Source organism: Rhizobium sp. FG96, from assembly GCF_057808655.1.
In genome coordinates this window covers 220447-237563 of record NZ_JBMDIL010000008.1, presented here as the reverse complement: position 1 = coordinate 237563, position 17117 = coordinate 220447, and the positions used below count along the sequence as shown (strand labels likewise).

The 17117-nt window shown below is 61.7% G+C and carries 13 protein-coding genes; 4 read left to right on the top strand and 9 right to left on the bottom strand.

Annotated features, from left to right (window positions below):
- Position 1: 1 nt before the first annotated feature.
- On the bottom strand, positions 2-466 hold the full coding sequence (locus ACODR6_RS18200) for a DUF5680 domain-containing protein (protein ID WP_489023403.1): 465 nt from the start codon (positions 464-466) through the stop codon (positions 2-4).
- 397 nt (positions 467-863) lie between these two features.
- On the opposite strand from ACODR6_RS18200, the gene dnaE reads away from it, so the two are divergent.
- A complete protein-coding gene (dnaE, locus tag ACODR6_RS18195) occupies positions 864-4349 on the top strand; it encodes a DNA polymerase III subunit alpha (RefSeq protein WP_489023401.1) in 3486 nt (1161 codons plus the stop codon).
- Here the strand turns inward: dnaE and ACODR6_RS18190 are convergent.
- On the bottom strand, positions 4346-5584 hold the full coding sequence (locus ACODR6_RS18190; protein WP_489023399.1) for a L,D-transpeptidase family protein: 1239 nt from the start codon (positions 5582-5584) through the stop codon (positions 4346-4348). The two genes, dnaE and ACODR6_RS18190, sit on opposite strands and share 4 nt — an antisense overlap.
- Before the next feature lie 174 nt (positions 5585-5758).
- On the opposite strand from ACODR6_RS18190, the gene ACODR6_RS18185 reads away from it, so the two are divergent.
- Entirely contained in the window at positions 5759-7489 is a 1731-nt protein-coding gene (locus ACODR6_RS18185) for a GNAT family N-acetyltransferase (protein ID WP_489023397.1), read from the top strand.
- Here the strand turns inward: ACODR6_RS18185 and ACODR6_RS18180 are convergent.
- From ACODR6_RS18180 to ACODR6_RS18170, 3 genes are all read right to left on the bottom strand, one after another.
- Entirely contained in the window at positions 7486-8781 is a 1296-nt protein-coding gene (locus ACODR6_RS18180; RefSeq protein ID WP_112720457.1) for a DNA polymerase IV, read from the bottom strand. The genes ACODR6_RS18185 and ACODR6_RS18180 overlap by 4 nt on opposite strands.
- A gap of 126 nt (positions 8782-8907) precedes the next feature.
- A complete protein-coding gene (locus ACODR6_RS18175) occupies positions 8908-9570 on the bottom strand; it encodes a hypothetical protein (RefSeq protein WP_489023395.1) in 663 nt (220 codons plus the stop codon).
- A 5-nt stretch (positions 9571-9575) separates the two neighbouring features.
- The gene (locus tag ACODR6_RS18170) at positions 9576-9884 is read right to left on the bottom strand and encodes a DUF3572 domain-containing protein (protein ID WP_489023393.1); all 309 of its coding nucleotides are present in this window, start codon (positions 9882-9884) and stop codon (positions 9576-9578) included.
- Between the two features lie 135 nt (positions 9885-10019).
- On the opposite strand from ACODR6_RS18170, the gene ACODR6_RS18165 reads away from it, so the two are divergent.
- Entirely contained in the window at positions 10020-10391 is a 372-nt protein-coding gene (locus ACODR6_RS18165) for a response regulator (RefSeq protein ID WP_003547430.1), read from the top strand.
- 18 nt (positions 10392-10409) lie between these two features.
- Complete coding sequence (locus ACODR6_RS18160) at positions 10410-11783, top strand: PleD family two-component system response regulator (protein ID WP_489023391.1); 1374 nt, start codon at positions 10410-10412, stop codon at positions 11781-11783.
- Between the two features lie 760 nt (positions 11784-12543).
- On the opposite strand, the gene rpmG is transcribed toward ACODR6_RS18160, so the two are convergent.
- The 4 genes from rpmG to rnr form a co-directional block, all read right to left on the bottom strand.
- A complete protein-coding gene (rpmG, locus tag ACODR6_RS18155) occupies positions 12544-12711 on the bottom strand; it encodes a 50S ribosomal protein L33 (RefSeq protein WP_003587245.1) in 168 nt (55 codons plus the stop codon).
- 93 nt (positions 12712-12804) lie between these two features.
- Positions 12805-13989 carry an MFS transporter gene (locus ACODR6_RS18150; RefSeq protein ID WP_112720489.1) on the bottom strand — a complete coding sequence of 395 codons (1185 nt, stop codon included), beginning with the start codon at positions 13987-13989 and terminating at the stop codon, positions 12805-12807.
- A 274-nt stretch (positions 13990-14263) separates the two neighbouring features.
- A complete protein-coding gene (locus tag ACODR6_RS18145; protein ID WP_112720453.1) occupies positions 14264-14722 on the bottom strand; it encodes a DUF983 domain-containing protein in 459 nt (152 codons plus the stop codon).
- Between the two features lie 20 nt (positions 14723-14742).
- Positions 14743-17115, bottom strand: a complete 2373-nt coding sequence (gene rnr, locus ACODR6_RS18140) for a ribonuclease R (RefSeq protein WP_489023388.1) — start codon at positions 17113-17115, stop codon at positions 14743-14745.
- Positions 17116-17117: the final 2 nt, after the last annotated feature.

Here is a 17117-nt window from a genome sequence, read left to right as displayed (position 1 = left end):
CTCAGAGCCGGATCAGGCCGCCGCGGTAGTCGAGTTCATAGGCGCGCCTTTCCTCGACGATGATCATTTCCATGCCACGGAAATGTGCGCAGTCGCCCTCGCTGTTGTCGATATAGAAGCCGAAGGCGTGGTCGAATTCCATGCCGCCGAGGAATCGCTTCTTTTCGGAATACATGGACGACAGGGCCGCCTTGATGACGGCGCCGGCGCGGCTGCCGTCGATCAGCCCGGGCTCGATGATGTGGCCGAAATAGTTCATCGCCCAGATGGGCTCGCCATTCAGCCAGACTGTTTCCTGGCCGCAAAAATCCGTTCCGCCGAAATAGCTGTCGAGATAGCGCCATTCGCCACGCTCGTAGCCGATGTCATGCGACCCCAGACGGCAGGATGGACGCGGACTGCCGCCACCCACGTAGGTCCTCGATTTCGCCTCGACGATGAAGTCATTGAGCAGGGTGAGATACATGGCGCGCCTCCTGCGAGCGTTGTCGCAGATGCGTGACCTTCTGTAAAGAACAAATAGAGAACATAGCGATTGCCGCCGGCTGGGATAGGTGGGCGAACGCTCCCGGACGCGCGTTAACCAAACGGAAAAGATTCCTGTTGACGAAAGAACAAGAGTGGAACAAACTAAAAACATAACGAGTAAAGGAGAGCCAAATGACTGACATGATCCGTGACGTCGCAGCATTCACCTCCATCGCAATGTTCGTTGCCAGCTTCTCGCTGATCCTGATGGCGATGTAATTTTTCAGGGGACCGCATGGCTGCCATGCGGTTCAAGGCGGGGTCTTCTTCTGGACATCTCCACGGCCACGACCGACAATGGCGCCGATTCATACGGGCGATTGAAGGGACGTGTCATGGCGGAAACAGAGAGCGGATTTATCGGCGGGACGCCGGGCTTCGTTCATCTGCGCGTGCACTCGGCCTATTCGCTGCTCGAGGGCGCGCTGCCGCTGAAGAAGGTTCTCTACAAGGCTGCGGGCGATAGCCAGCCGGCGATCGCCATCACCGATACGAACAACCTGTTCGTCGCGCTCGAATTCTCGCAGAAAGCCATGGACGAAGGCCTTCAGCCGATCATCGGTTGCCAGCTGTCGATCGACATGGAAGACGGCCTGGAAATCGAGAAGCGCGGCGGCCAGCAGATGATGGGTAAGCTCCCGTCGATCGTCGTCCTTGCCGCCAGCGATGATGGCTACGAGCGTCTCGTCGATCTCGTCAGCCGCGCCTATCTCGGTGGCGAGGACGGGCAGGCGATCCACATTCGCTCGTCCTGGCTGGAAGAGGCGGGCACAGAAGGCCTGATCGCGCTGACGGGTTCGCTCAGCGGCCCGGTCGATATGGCCCTCAAGCAGGGGCACCTGGCGCCGGCCGTATCGCGGCTGCTGACGCTGAAGTCACTGTTCGGTGACCGGCTCTATGTCGAGTTGCAGCGCCACGGCACTTACGACAAGCGCCATGAGCAGAAGATCATCGGTCTCGCCTACGAGCACGACCTGCCGCTGGTCGCCACCAACGAGGCCTTCTTCCCGACGCGCGACGACTACGACGCGCATGACGCGCTGATGGCGGTTGCCCATAACGCCATCGTTTCCGACGACAGCCGCTTCCGCCTGACGCCGGACCATTACCTGAAGAGCCGCGCCGAGATGGCGAAGCTCTTTGCCGATTTGCCGGAGGCGCTTGAGAACACGATCGAGATTGCCCGGCGCTGCTCCTTCGTCCTGAAGACCCGCAAGCCGATCCTGCCGCGCTTCACCGGCGCCACCGCCGATCCCGAGGAAGCCGAGCGCGCCGAGGCGCTGGAGCTTCGCCGCCAGGCGGAGGAGGGGCTCGATATGCGCCTCGCGACGCTCGGCATGTCGGCAGGCTACGAAGAGAAGGATTACCGCGAGCGGCTGGAATTCGAGCTCAGCGTCATCGAGCGCATGAAGTTCCCCGGCTACTTCCTGATCGTTGCGGACTTCATCAAATGGGCCAAGCAGCATGACATTCCCGTCGGCCCGGGCCGTGGTTCGGGTGCGGGTTCGCTGGTCGCCTATGCGCTGACCATCACCGACGTCGATCCCCTGCGCTTCTCGCTGCTCTTCGAACGCTTCCTCAATCCGGAACGCGTCTCGATGCCGGACTTCGATATCGACTTCTGCCAGGATCGCCGCGAAGAGGTGATCCGTTACGTGCAGAAGAAATACGGTCGCGAGCAGGTGGCGCAGATCATCACTTTCGGTTCGCTGCAGGCCCGCGCCGCCCTGCGCGACGTCGGCCGCGTGCTCGAAATGCCCTATGGCCAGGTCGACAAGATCTGCAAGATGGTGCCCAACAACCCGGCCAATCCGACGCCTCTGCACAAGGCGATCGAGGAAGATCCGAAGTTCCAGGAAGAGGCCGACAAAGAGCCGGTTGTCGCTCGTCTCCTTGATATCGCCCAGAAGATCGAGGGTCTCTACCGCCACGCCTCCACGCACGCCGCCGGTATCGTCATCGGCGACCGCCCGCTGTCGAAGCTGGTGCCGATGTATCGGGACCCGCGTTCCGATATGCCGGTCACCCAGTTCAACATGAAATGGGTCGAACAGGCCGGCCTCGTGAAGTTCGACTTCCTCGGCCTGAAGACGCTGACCGTCCTGAAGGTCGCCGTCGATTTCTGCAAGAAGCGGGGCATCGAGGTCGATCTCGCCTCCATCCCGCTCGACGACAAGCTGACCTACGAGATGCTGTCGCGCGGCGAAACGGTCGGTGTGTTCCAGGTGGAAAGTGCGGGCATGCGCAAGGCGCTGATCGGCATGAAGCCCGACTGCATCGAGGACATCATCGCGCTGGTGGCGCTGTACCGTCCGGGCCCGATGGAAAACATCCCGACCTACAATGCCCGCAAGCATGGCGAGGAAGAGGTCGAATCGATCCATCCGACGATCGACTATCTGCTGAAGGAAACCCAGGGCGTTATCGTCTACCAGGAGCAGGTCATGCAGATCGCCCAGGTGCTCTCGGGCTATTCACTCGGCGAGGCCGACCTGCTGCGCCGCGCCATGGGTAAGAAGATTAAGGCTGAGATGGACCAGCAGCGCGAGCGCTTCGTCGACGGCGCCGTCAAGAACGGCGTATCGAAGCCGCAGGCCGATAACATCTTCGAACTGCTGGCGAAGTTCGCGAACTACGGCTTCAACAAGTCGCACGCCGCCGCCTACGCCATCGTCTCCTACCAGACCGCCTATATGAAGGCGCATTATCCGGTCGAGTTTCTGGCCGCGTCGATGACGCTCGATATGTCGAATACCGACAAGGTCAACGACTTCCGCCAGGATTCCAAGCGTCTCGGCATCGAGGTGGTCGCGCCCTCGGTGCAGACCTCCTTCCGCCATTTCGAAACCGGCGACCAGCGGATCTACTACGCGCTGGCGGCGATCAAGGGCGTCGGCGAAAACGCCGTCGAGCACATCGTTCAGGTCCGCGGCGACAAGCCCTTCGCCAGCATCGAGGATTTCTGCCTGCGCATCGATCCGCGCCAGGTGAACCGCCGCGTGCTGGAAAGCCTGATCTATGCCGGTGCCTTCGATTGCTTCAATATCGATCGTGCCCAGCTTTCGGCCGGTCTCGACCGCGTTCTCGGCTATGCGCAGCGCGCCCAGGAAAACAAGCTGAGCGGCCAGTCGGACATCTTTGGCGGCGCTCTCTCGTCGGGCCCCGAGAAGATCGCGCTGCCGCCATTCTCGCCCTGGCTTGCATCGGAGCGCCTGCTCAAGGAATTCCAGGTTCTCGGCTTCTACCTGACGGCTCATCCGCTCGACACCTACAACAGCCTGCTGCAGAAGATGCGCGTCCAGACCTTCGCGGATTTCTCGGCGGCGGTGAAGCAGGGTGCCGCCAACGGGCGTCTCGCCGGCACCGTAATCTCCAAGCAGGAGCGCAAGACGAAGACCGGCAACAAGATGGGCATCATCGTCTTCTCGGATTCGTCTGGCCAGTTCGAATCCGTGCTGTTCTCCGAAATGCTGAACCAGTATCGCGATATCCTGGAGCCCGGAAAATCCTTCGTGATCACGGCAACCGGCGAAGAGCGCCCGGAAGGCGTCAGCCTGCGCCTGCAGACCGTCCAGTCGCTGGAAGAGAAATCGCTGCAGATGCAGAAGGCACTGCGCGTCTATGTCCGTGATTCCGGTCCGCTGAAGGCGGTCGCTGCGCACCTGAATGCCAAGGGCGACGGCCTGGTGTCCTTCATCGTCATCAAGGAAGATGGCAAGCGCGAGGTCGAGGTGGCGCTGCCGCAGAAATACCGGATCACGCCGGAGATCGCGGCTGCATTACGGGCCGCGCCGGGGATTATCGATGTCGAGCTCGTCTAACGCGTCACGGTGATGAAATCGGTGCCGGCGCCGGTTTCCGGGCCAATGCCGGTATCGGATATGGTCATCGTCGAACCGGCGGCGAGCAGGGCATCGACACGCTTGCGCGTCTCGTCGGGGATCTGGATGCGCGACAGCGCGTTGTTGATCGGGCTGCCCATGATGATCGAGCCCTCCTGCGTCTTGATGCCGAGCCGCTTCATCGTCTGCGAAGGCAGATTGTTGTCGAGCGTCAGGCCCAGCCAGTCGGCGGTGCCGTTCTCCTGATCCACCTTATGCAGCGTGAAGAAATGCGTGCCGAGCGCCAGCTGCGGATTGTCGATGATCACAGGCGCCTCGAACAGCGGTTTGAAATCCTGGCGGATCATCAACACGCCGTTCGGCGGTTCGCCCTTGCCGACAGCGGCGTAAACTTCCCTTAGGAGAGTATCGCTGGTCAGCGTCCGGTCGCCCTTGAATTGCGCCGGGCGCAAGGCCTTGAAGGCATTGATCGCCTGCACCGTCGAGGGGCCGAGCAGGCCATCGGGATTGCCGGCGTTGAAGCCAAGCTGGTTCAGGTAGGTCTGGATGTCGATGATCGCCTCGCGCTGGGCGCGCCGGGTGATCAGGATGCGGATCGGTTCGACATTTTCAGGCGCTGCTGCAGCCGGCGGGATCAGCGAGGCTGAGACCGTATTCATCGCCAGCTGCACCGGCTCGCCATCGCTGCTGCCGATTGCCGGGCGCAGCTGCACGTCGGAAAGCAGGAGCGCCGGTTCCGGCGCATTCGGGCGGAACAGCGAAGGATGATCGATCGGCTCGGGCACCACCGCCGCATTGCTGATGATGACGGGAACGCTGAGGTCCGTCATCTTGTAAAGTTCCTTGGCGAAGGCGGCGGGCATGCGCACGCAGCCATGCGAGGCCGGATAGCGCGGCACGGAATTCGACTCGTGCAGCGCAATGCCGGACCATGTCAGCCGCTGCATCCACGGCATCGGTGCAGCCGAATAGAGATTGGATTCGTGATATTTCTTCTTCTCGAGCACCGAGAAGATGCCGCTCGGCGTCGTATGGCCGGGCTTGCCGGTCGAGACTTTCGAGGTCGCGACGACCTCGGTGCCGTCATAGACGGCAAGCGACTGCTTGTCCTTGGAGACGATGATTTGCAGCGTCCGGGCGTCTGCTGCGAGAGCAGGGTTCACCAAGGCGGTCGCCGACAGCAAGCCGAGGCCGAAAACAATACGCGAGAACATGTTACCCAACCAATACGCAATACTTGGCTGGGACAATATTCAACGAAGTTTAAGGAAGGCTTGACCCGCGCCGCCCGGCTTCGCGTCTCACGCATTAGTGATCAAGTGGCTGCTTATTGTAGGGTGATCGAATATATGCAAATCTGCCGGGGCTAAGCGGTTGGGAGACCCGCCATGTACGTCGATATTGTATCCGCGTTCGACGAACTCGACAGACTGCGTCCGGATTGGGAAGCGGTCTACGATGCCGATCCGGAATCGCACTATTTCATGTCCTGGAACTGGATGCGGCGCTATCTCGAAACGCGCGGCAACTGGCATGTTCTCGCCGCGAGGTCGGCCGAGGGCGCGCCCTATATCGCCTTCCTGCCGCTGCAGATCCGCCTGGATTTCGAGCCCGGACATGGCTTCTTCAACGCCATCCACATGGCCGGCATGCCGTTCTCGGTCTATAGCGGCATCCTCTCGCGGCCCGATGAGATGAGCGACGCGATGGCGGCATTCGCCGCCAGCCTGCAGACCTTCAACTGGCGCCGTTTGAACCTCGACGAGATCTATCTCTCGGATGAACGCCTGCAGGCGCTGATCGGCAGCTTCCCACGCGCCGATTTCGTCCCGGCCAAGGTGGTCCGCGCCAGCCATGTCACCGACGCCGGCGAAGACATCGATCACGACGCCTATGTCTATATTCCGCTGGAGGATGATTTCGAGACCTTCCTCAGCACCCGTCTCAGCCCCAAGACGCGCCGCAACGCGCGATGGGCGCTGCGCGACCTTGCGAACGGCAAGCACGGGATGCACATCACCCACACGACATCAGAGACATTCGAGCAGAACCTCGAAACCTTCTACGCCATGTGGAATGCGCAATGGGGTGCGCGCCAGCCGGAATATGCGGCGGGGATCATCGACGGTTGCCGCAAGATGCTGCGCGGTTCCCTCGATGACGGATCGCTTTTCGTGCCGGTACTCTGGGAGGAGGACAGGGCGGTTGCCGCGCAGATCCTCTATCTCGACCATAAGAAGAAGACGATGCACTGCTTCATCGGCGGCCGGGATAGCGAGGCGCAGTCTCACAGTCCGGGCTTTGCGCTGCATTGCTATTGCCTGCGCTGGGGGATCGAAAACGGCTTCCGTGTCTATGACTTCGGCACCGGGGATTACTCCTACAAGTTCACTTTCGGTGCCGAGCAGCACCAGGTCGAGCGCCGCCGGGTGATGACGGTCTCGGAGCGCAATATCGGCGATCGCCTCGATCCGCGATCGCTGGATGCCGTCTGCACCCGTGCCTCGCATATGGCGGCGAAGGGCGATCTGGAGAATGCAGCGCTCTGCTGCCGGCAGATCCTTGCGGCCGATCCGGATCATGCGCGGGGCCGTGCCCTCTGGGCCAATCTCGAAGCCGCCCGCCGCCGGCCGGCCAATGCGAGCGAGCTCGACACATTGATGCATACCGCAGTCAACGATCACCGTCAGGGCGCGCTCGATCGGGCAGCCTCAGGCTATCGCCGCGTTATCGAGGTCGAGCCCGCTCATTTCGCCGCCCATCATCAGCTGGCGCTGGTCCTGCTGCAGCAGGGCAGGTTCGAGGCGGCGCAGACAGAGGTGGCCGAGGCACTGGCGTTGCGGCTGGAAGATGCCGCCGCCCATTGCACTTGCGGCAACATCCTTGCGGCCCTGAAGCGCGATGAGGCGGCGCTGGCGAGCTATGACCGGGCGATCGCCCTGTCGCCCGGCTATGCCACGGCCTTCAACAATCGCGGCAATGTCCTGCGCCGCATGGGCCGTCTCGACGAAGCCGTCGAGAGCTATTCGCATGCCCTTGAAAAGGTACCGGATTACGCGCAGGCGGCATTGAACAAGGCAGCCGTTCTCGCCGAACTGCACGCGGTCGAACCGGTCTAGCGCTCGCGCTTGCCGCCGCCGAATGTATAACCGGTCTCGACCGTGCCCTTGCCGAACTTGTCGCGCAGCTTGTCCATCGCCGCTTCCGCCGCCGCCCGCCGTGTCGATTGCTGGTCGATAAGATCGGGCGGATCGGCGCGGCCGGGATCGCAGAGATCGCTGACGCCGATGCCGATCAGGCGGAATTTCGTGCCGTCGGTCTCCTTCTCCAGAAGCTCGATGCCGGTGCGAAAGATACGGTCGGCAAGCTGGGTCGGGTCTTCGAGCCGCCGGTTGCGCGTCCGGAGCTTGAAGTCCGCGGTCTTCATCTTCAGCACCACGGTATGCCCGGCGATGTCATCCTTCTTCAGCCGCCAGGAGACCTTCTCGGAGAGATTGCGCAGGATCGGCACCAGATCGTCGTGCCGCGAGATATCCTCGAAGAATGTCGTCTCCGCCGAGACGCTCTTTGCCGCCTCGTTCAGATGCACCTCGCGGTCATCGATGCCGCGAGAGAGACGGGCGAGGCGCTGGCCCATGCTGCCGTAGCGGCGCATCAGGTCGGTCTCTTCCATCTGCTGCAGCTGCCCGATCGTGCGGATGCCATCGGATTCAAGCGTGGCGGCAAATGCCTTGCCGACGCCCCAGATCGTGGTGACGGGGCGCGGCGCCAGAAATTCGACCGCTTCCTCGCGGCCGATCACCGAAAACCCCCGCGGCTTCTGCAGGTCGGAGGCGACCTTCGCCAGGAATTTGCAATAGGAGAGACCGACGGAAACGGTGATGCCAACCTCCTTTTCGACGCGCCGGGCGAATTTCGCCAGCGTGCGGGCAGGGGGATCGTGGTGCAGGCGCTCGGTGCCGCCAAGCTCCAGGAAGGCCTCGTCGATAGACAGCGGCTGCACCAGCGGCGTCAGCTCCTGCATCATGCTGCGAACCTCGCGGCCGACCCTGCCGTACTTCTCCATATCAGGCCGGATGACGACCGCCTGCGGGCAGGCCTCGAGCGCCTTGAACATCGGCATGGCCGAACGTACCCCATGGATGCGGGCGATATAGCAGGCGGTGGAGACGACACCGCGCTTGCCGCCGCCGATGATGACGGGCTTGTCCGCAAGCTCCGGATTGTCGCGTTTCTCGACAGCCGCATAGAAGGCGTCGCAGTCGATATGCGCCAGCGTCAGTCCGTAGAGCTCCTTGTGTCGCACGACGCGCGGGCTGCCGCAGGCCGTGCAACGGCGCGCTTCGCCCTTCTGCTCGGCAAGGCAGTCGCGACAGAAGCCGTGTGTCTTGTCAGGCGCAGGGTGAGTCATCGCTGGAACAAATGTTGAACATGGCGACTTTACGCTCTAAGCTTTCGAGTCTCAAGACAAGAGGAGCAGCCAGGCGTTGGATATCAGACGGCATTTTGAGGCCGTTTCATCGATGGGGGTAGACAGTCAGCCGCGGGCAGGGGCCGGCGGCAGCGACAGATGTTCGCCGATATGGGCGGCGGCTTCTTCCCATCCCGCAACCTTGGCAATGCCATCCATGGCGGAGGGCGCGAAGCGATGAATCTCCGATACCGGCATCAGATGCAGCAGCAGGCAGCTATCGACATGCTCGTGCACGGAATGCAGGTTGCGCACCATGTCGTCGATGAAGACGAGGGGCAGGTCGCGGGCGCCATGCAGGGCCTTGACAATCGGACCCTTCGGCTGCAGCGAGGCGAGCAACGGATAGTCGAGCTCGAACCGGTCGAGCAGCCGGCGGCGCTGGTCGCGATAGACGGGCGGCATGGCCGTGAGCAGAACGATATCGGCTGTCGCAGACAGCGCGGCGAGGCTCTCCCCCGCAAGCGCCAACGGCGCCTGCCAGTCTTCCTGCCGCTCGAAAAAGGTCTCGATCAAGCGGCTGACTGTCACGTCATCGGCTGGCGCGCCATCCGCCGTCTCGATATTCCCATGCAGCTTGAAGGAGCGCGGCACCAGCCGGTAGCCCTCGCTGACCAGAAAGCGCTCGAACGGCACGATGAACTGCAAGACGACGTCGTCGACATCGCAGACGATCAGCGGCCTGTCGCCGAGGCGTACATGGGATGTGTCGAGACCGTTGATCAGCATCGGCGTCAATACTGCCAGGAATCGAGGCCTGGCGACGAGAAGTGCTGCCAGGCAGCCGTCAGCGCTTCCGGCGGTGTCTCGGTGGCCTGGCAGAAAGCCATGGCGGTCGGCTCGTGCTGCATGACGAAATCGAGCATGCCCGAGAGGAAGCCCGGATCGTTGATGGCGTTGCGCACCTGCACCGGCTCGACGCCTGTCAGCGCCAGGAAGCGCGAGAACATGTCGGGTTCGTTGGCGAGCCAGCCAAGTACGGCAATCGCCGTTTCATGCGGATCTCTGGCGAGTTGTTTCGAAGTCTTGAAGTTGCTTTGCATTTCGCTGGGTAAGTTACCTTTTTTTCAACCAAATACCGGTAGCTTGCCGCTATCGGTTTCGTCGAGCCGCGCGTTCGCATGTCGCTTCACGTCAGGCGGACATTTGCAGGGACGGAACATAGGAACGAGCTTGCCATGCCCAAACAGGTGATGATTGTAGAAGATAACGAGCTCAACATGAAGCTCTTTCGCGACCTGATCGAGGCATCCGGATATACCACGATCCAGACCCGAAATGGCATGGAAGCGCTTGATCTTGCTCGCAAACATCGTCCGGACCTGATCCTGATGGACATCCAGCTGCCGGAAGTTTCCGGGCTTGAGGTGACCAAGTGGCTGAAGGAAGACGACGAGCTGCACGTCATTCCCGTCATCGCCGTTACCGCCTTTGCGATGAAGGGCGATGAGGAGCGTATCCGCCAGGGCGGTTGCGAGGCCTATGTCTCAAAACCGATCTCCGTCCCGAAATTCATCGAAACGATCAAGACCTATCTCGGCGATGCCTAGCGCATCGGAAAGAAGCCTATGACTGCGCGCATTCTGGTTGTTGACGATATTCCGGCAAACGTGAAGCTGCTCGAAGCGCGGCTGGTCGCGGAGTATTTCGATGTCCTGACGGCTGCCGACGGCTATGAGGCGCTGGCGATCTGCGAGCGCAATCAGGTCGATATCATTCTTCTCGACGTGATGATGCCGGGCCTCAACGGCTTCGAGGTCTGCGAGCGGCTGAAGGCCAACCAGAAGACCTCGCATATTCCCGTCGTCATGGTCACCGCGCTCGATCAGCCGGCCGACCGCGTCCGCGGCCTGAAGGCCGGTGCCGACGACTTCCTGACCAAGCCGGTCAACGATCTGCAGCTGATCTCGCGGGTGAAAAGCCTGCTGCGCCTGAAGACGCTGAGCGACGAACTGCGCATCCGTGCCGAGACTGCGCAGACCATGGGGATCGACGATCTCTTGCGGACAGGCGAGGGGCGTGCCGAGGATGCAGGGCAGGTCCTCCTCGTCGATGGCCGCGCCAATTCCCAGGAACGCATCATCAGGACGCTGAAGCCGATCGCCGACATTACGGCAATCTCGGATCCGCAGGCGGCGCTCTTCGAAGCCGCGGAAAACGCCTTCGAACTCGTCATCGTCAATACCAATTTCGACGACTACGATCCGCTGCGCCTCTGCTCGCAGTTCCGTTCGCTGGAGCGCACGCGCTTCCTGCCTATCCTGATCGTCACCGATCAGGGCGATGACGAGATGGTCATCCGGGCGCTCGATCTCGGGGTCAACGATTATATCGTCCGCCCGCTGGACCCGAACGAGCTGGTCGCCCGCAGCCTGACGCAGATCCGCCGCAAGCGCTTTAACGACCGCCTGCGCGCCAGCGTCAAGCAGACGATCGAGCTCGCCGTCACCGATGCGCTGACCGGCCTCAACAATCGCCGCTATCTCGATAATCACCTGAACGTGCTGTTCAACCGCTCGATGGCGCGCGGCAAGCCGCTCTCGGTGCTGATCACCGATATCGACCGCTTCAAGCAGGTGAACGACACCTACGGTCACGATGCCGGCGACGAGGTGCTCAAGGAATTCGCCAACCGCATCCGCTCCACGGTGCGCGGCGCCGATCTCGCCTGCCGCTACGGCGGCGAGGAATTTGTCATCATCATGCCCGATACCTCGCCGGAGGTGGCTGCCGCCGTTGCCGAGCGCCTGCGTGCATCGGTCGAGACCAGCGGCTTCACGCTGAAGTCAACCGGCGAAGAGTTGAAAGTCACCGCGTCCTTCGGTATCGCCTCTCGTCTGTCGAACGTACTGACGCCCGATCAGCTGATGAAGCAGGCCGATCTCGCGCTTTATGAAGCGAAGAATACTGGCCGCAACCGAGTCGTTGCTGCAGCGGCCTGACGCCGGAGCGCCTTTGCCGCGTAGGTTATCCTCAGTTTCCACTGGTGGCGGCGAAAGATTAACAAATTTTAATGATGCAGCCGCCAAAGCGCCGGGCGGTTTTCAACCAAATACCCCAAAAATGGAGAGAGCGCCCGATCGTCCAATTTGAGGGTAATTTGTGCTCATTTTCACGAATAGAATCAATCTAAGTATCGCGTGTAAAGCATAGCTGCCGCAATTTATAGAGTTATCGTGGTATTACTATTCGGCGAGATGTAACGCGTCCGCCTGACGTAACGGAAGATCGCCATAATTGTACTGATGTATATTTATGGTTATATTCAATCGCGTTTTTCTTCATCAAGTAAAGAAACGTGATTCGTTGTTTTCGGGCCTGCCCCAAAATTGGACTTTTAACCATAGAAGCAAGCTAAGAAATCCAATCATTAAGAATTTGTTGATTTTCTTTCATTTTCGGGCAAATTATCGAGCCATAAGAAAAGCGCTCCCGGAACCGGGAGGCCGAGATACCCCATGATGCTCAGGTCCGCCGCATCTCCTGGGTCGTGGGGTCGGTCGGCTAGTTCGCAACCTTAAGCGGTTCCTCGTGCCGCGTTGCTTGCTGGCCGACCCCCTTTCGTAAAAACGCCGCCCTTGCCGATAGATCGGTAGGGCGGCGTTTTTGTTTGCGCTAACATTTCCCGCGATGAGAGACCCTAAAACGAAAAAGGCGCGCAGCCGTTGGGCGCGCGCCTTTTTAAAACCCAGGGATCAAGGATTACTTGATCTTGGTTTCCTTGAACTCGACATGCTTCTTAGCAATCGGGTCGTACTTGGTCTTCGTCATCTTGTCCGTCATCGTACGGCTGTTCTTCGTCGTGACGTAGAAGAAACCGGTGTCGGCCGTCGACAGCAGCTTGATCTTGATTGTGGTAGCCTTGGCCATGGTCGTCCTGCCTTTAATAAAATGAAAGCCGTGGCAAGCCGGATGGGCTCCACGGCAAATTCTGGCGCGAAACTACGAATCCCGCCCGAAAAGTCAACCCCGCTTTCTAATGAAAAGCAGTCTTATGCTTGAAAGCACCGCATATATCCCGAAGAAACCGGCAATTGCCCAGGCAAAACCGTTATTCCCGGCGACATCGATGGCCGCGCCGATAACCTGTGGACCGGCAACGGTGCCGACGGCGTAACAGAAGACGAAGGCGGCATTGGCAGCCGCTAGATCCGAACCCGTCAGGCGCGAGCCCAGGTGGCTGAGACCAACCGTATAGAGACCGGCCACACAGCCGCCCCAGAAGAGCAGCACGCCCGCCATCATCGCCCAGCTATGAACGAGCAGGGGCAGCATCAGCGAGCCTATCAGGCCCATTGTGGCCATAGCCGCCAACAACGGCCGCTTGTCCTTCATGCGGTCGGAAAGAAGCCCGACGGGGATCTGGAAGATGACGTTGCCGATTCCCATGACAGTCAGCAGCAGGGCGGCCTGCGATTCGGTAAAGGCGGCGCGCGTCGCATAGATCGGGAAAAGCGCCAGGCCACCGGCCTCGACCGCGCCGAAGATGAAGACGGCAGCCGTCGCGCTCGGCACCAGGAAGACGTAGCGCATGAAATGCAGCTCCGGCTTCTCTTCGAGCACCGGGCTCTCGTTACGGGCAACGAAGATCGGGATGGCGGCAAGCAGGATGGCCACGGCGCCCACGGCAAAGGGCAAGACGCCGTCGCTGCCGAGGATCGAGAAGAGCAGGGGCCCGGCGGCAAACCCCAACGATAGCACAGTCGCGTATATACCGAGCACGAAGCCGCGTTTCGTCGGCGGCGATGCGGCGTTGATCCAGAACTCGGAGAGGATGAACAGCGTCGTCGTCGCGCCATGGAAGGCAAAGCGCAGCGGGAACCACATCCAGAATTCTTGGGCATAGTAGAAGCCGATGGCGCTGAGCGCCGAGATCACCACCGCCCAGAGCATGGTGGAGGCGACGCCGTATTTATGGGCGAGCTTGGTGGTCACTGGTGCCGCAGCCATGGCGGCCACGCCGGCCATCGCCGTGTTGAGTCCGATAAGAGTGGAGGCAACGCCGCGCTTCTCGAGAATGATGGAGAGCAGCGGCAGTCCGAGTCCGATCGCTATGCCGACAGCAGAGATCGACGAGACGGCGGCAACCAGCGACGGCCAATGGATTTCTTCAACATCGCCCGGCGTGCCGTTTCTCGGCTGAGACATATATCCATCCTTGAATGACTGAAACGAATCGCCCGTCTCGTGCCACATAGAAGGGCACAGAGATGCCAAAACCAGGTGACGGGCAGAGCTTTACGGGAAGTCCGGCGCAGAATGCAATAGATCGAATAGTCGAACGTCAGATCGGTCAAGAAAACGCGCACCATTTTATTCGCCGGAGAACATATGCGCGCAGCAAAAGCCGCCCGCACAGTTGGTGAGCGTTGCCCAATACAAGCGAATTATGTCTGGACGGTGAAGGTCGCCGCGATGCCGCTTACGGCTGGTCGCGGCCGGGGATCTCGTAGACGTCGTGATCGTCGCTATGGCCGCCGAAACCATGCAGGCGCAGCGCCCATTGCAGGCCGATGACGCCGCCCTTGATCGGCTGGATGATCAGGAGGGCGGAAAGCAGCGTCACCGGCGCCCAGATGGCGAAGGTGAGCCACATCGGCAGCGGCCAGACGAGATCGGTCAGCATGTAGCCGCCGAGAACGACGTGGCCGATCACGAAGATCGTCAGATAGGGCGGCAGGTCGTCGGAGCGGTGATGATGCATCGCTTCGCCGCAGGCCGCGCAATTGTCGACCGGCTTCAGAAAGGCGCGGAACAGCTTGCCGCTGCCGCAATGCGGGCACTTGTTCAGCATGCCGCGCATGATGGAGCGGCCAAGCGGGCGTTCGGAAGCGTCGCTTCCGCCATATTGGATCGGCTGTTCCTGTGCAGGCGTCGTCATCGCTCTTTCCTCTGGCGTTTCTAGCGCCGGCCTCTCGGCGGTCTCGTGCCGACCTTCTTGCGGGCGGCCATGCGGTTGTCGCGGCGGCCGGCCTTGTGGAAGGAGCGCACTGCCGTCGGCATGGCGCGGCCTTCGCTGACCATCTCGAAGCGCAGCGCGCCTGCAAGCGGAATGGCTTCCGCAAGCTTCACCGTCACGCTGTCGCCAAGCCGGTAACCGAGCCCGGTCTTCTCACCCGACAAGGCCTGATGCGCCTCGTCATAGATGAAATAGTCCTGGCCCAGAGTAGATATAGGGATGAAGCCGTCTGCTCCATACTCCGGCAGGGCGACAAATAGTCCCGACTTGGTCACGCCGGAAACGCGGCCCTCGAATTCCTCGCCGACGCGGCCGGCAAGGTGATGGGCGATCAGGCGGTCGACGGTCTCGCGCTCGGCGGCCATGGCGCGGCGCTCGAAGGTCGAGATTTCGGCGGCGATATCGTCGAGCGCGGCCTCTTCCTCGGGCGTAATCCCGCCTTCGCCAAAGCCCAGCGAGCCGACCAAGGCGCGATGGACGATCAGGTCGGCGTAGCGGCGGATCGGCGAGGTGAAATGCGCGTATTTCATCAGGTTCAGGCCGAAATGCCCGATATTCTCGGGGCTGTAGATCGCCTGGCTTTGCGAGCGCAGCACCATCTCGTTGACCATCGTCTGATGCGGGGTACCCTCGGCCTTCGCCAGGATGCCGTTGAAATTGTTGGCACGCATGTTGCCGCCCTTGGCGAGCGAAATGCCGAGCGTCGCCAGGAACTCGCGCAGGACCTCCTGCTTGGCAAGCGTGGGGCCGTCATGCACACGATAGATCAGAACCTGCTTCTTCTTCTCCAGCGTCTCGGCAGCCGAAACGTTCGCCTGGATCATCATCTCTTCGATGAGCTTGTGCGCGTCGAGCCGCGGCGGCACGAAGACGCGGTCGACGGTGCCGTCACTCTTCAGCAGGATCTTGCGCTCGGGCATGTCGAGCTCAAGCGGCTGGCGCCGGTCGCGGCCGCGCGTCATCACCGCGTAGGCATTCCACAGCGGCTTCAGGATCGGCTCCAGCATCGGGCCGGTCTTGTCGTCGGGCTTGCCGTCGATCGCCGCCTGCGCCTGCTGGTAGGAGAGCTTTGCAGCACTCTTCATCATGATGCGGTGGAAGGTGTGGCCGATCTTGCGGCCTTCCTTCGAGAACACCATGCGCACGGCCAGCGCCGGCCGGTCGACGCCTTCGCGCAGCGAGCAGAGGTCGTTGGAAATCCGCTCCGGCAGCATCGGCACGACGCGATCCGGGAAATATACGGAGTTGCCGCGCTTCAGCGCTTCACGATCGAGCTGCGATTTCGGCCGGACGTAATAGGAGACGTCGGCAATCGCCACGGTGACGATCACGCCGTCGGCATTGTCAGGCGAGGGGTCGGCTTCGGCGTAGACGGCGTCGTCATGGTCCTTGGCGTCCGCCGGATCGATGGTGATCAGCGGCACGTCGCGCCAGTCCTCGCGATGCGACATCGAGGCGGGCTTGGCAGCCTCCGCCTCGTCGATGACAGCCTGCGGGAAGACATTCGGAATGCCATGGGCATGGATCGCGATCATCGAGATCGCCTTTTCGGAACCGACCGAACCGACGACCGAGAGCACCTTGGCGCGCGGCAGGCCGAAACGGCCGAGCCTTGCGATTTCGACCTCGACCAGGTCGCCGTCCTTGGCGCCGCCGGTATAATCAGGGTCGATCACCATCTCCTCGCCGCGCCGTTCGATCGGCAGCAGGCGACCGGCGCCACCGGGGGCCGTGCGGAACACGCCCATGCTGGCGCCGCGACGCTTGTCGAGAACCTTGATGATGCGCGCCGTATAGGCCGGGCCGCCGCGGTCGGCAGCCGGAAAGATCTTCGCAAGAACCCGGTCGCCCATCCCGGCGACGGGCGCTTTGCCCTTGCCCTGGCGTCCCGCAGGCGAAGTCTGGCGGATCGCGACGGCAGGCGCCACGCCCTGATCGTCAGGCCATTCGGCCGGGCGGCCGATCAACTCGCCGTCCTTGTCGCGGGTGGTGATGTCGAGCACGGTGACCGGGGGCAGGGCGCCCGGCCGGATCAGCGACTTGCGGGTCTTCTGCAGCATGCCCTCTTGCTCGAGGTCGCGCAGCAGATGCTTGAGCTCGACGCGCGTATCGCCCTTCAGGCCGAATGCCTTGGCGATTTCGCGCTTCGAGGCCTTTTGCGGATGGTCGGCGATGAAACGCAGGATCACCTCGCGCGACGGCATGGCGCCGGGCGTGATCTTTGCTTCTTCGGCGGGGGCATCGTTGCCCGCGCGGCCGATCTTGCCCGGACGCTTGCCCGTGCCCCTAGTCTTCTCGCGCGGTATCTTGCTCACAC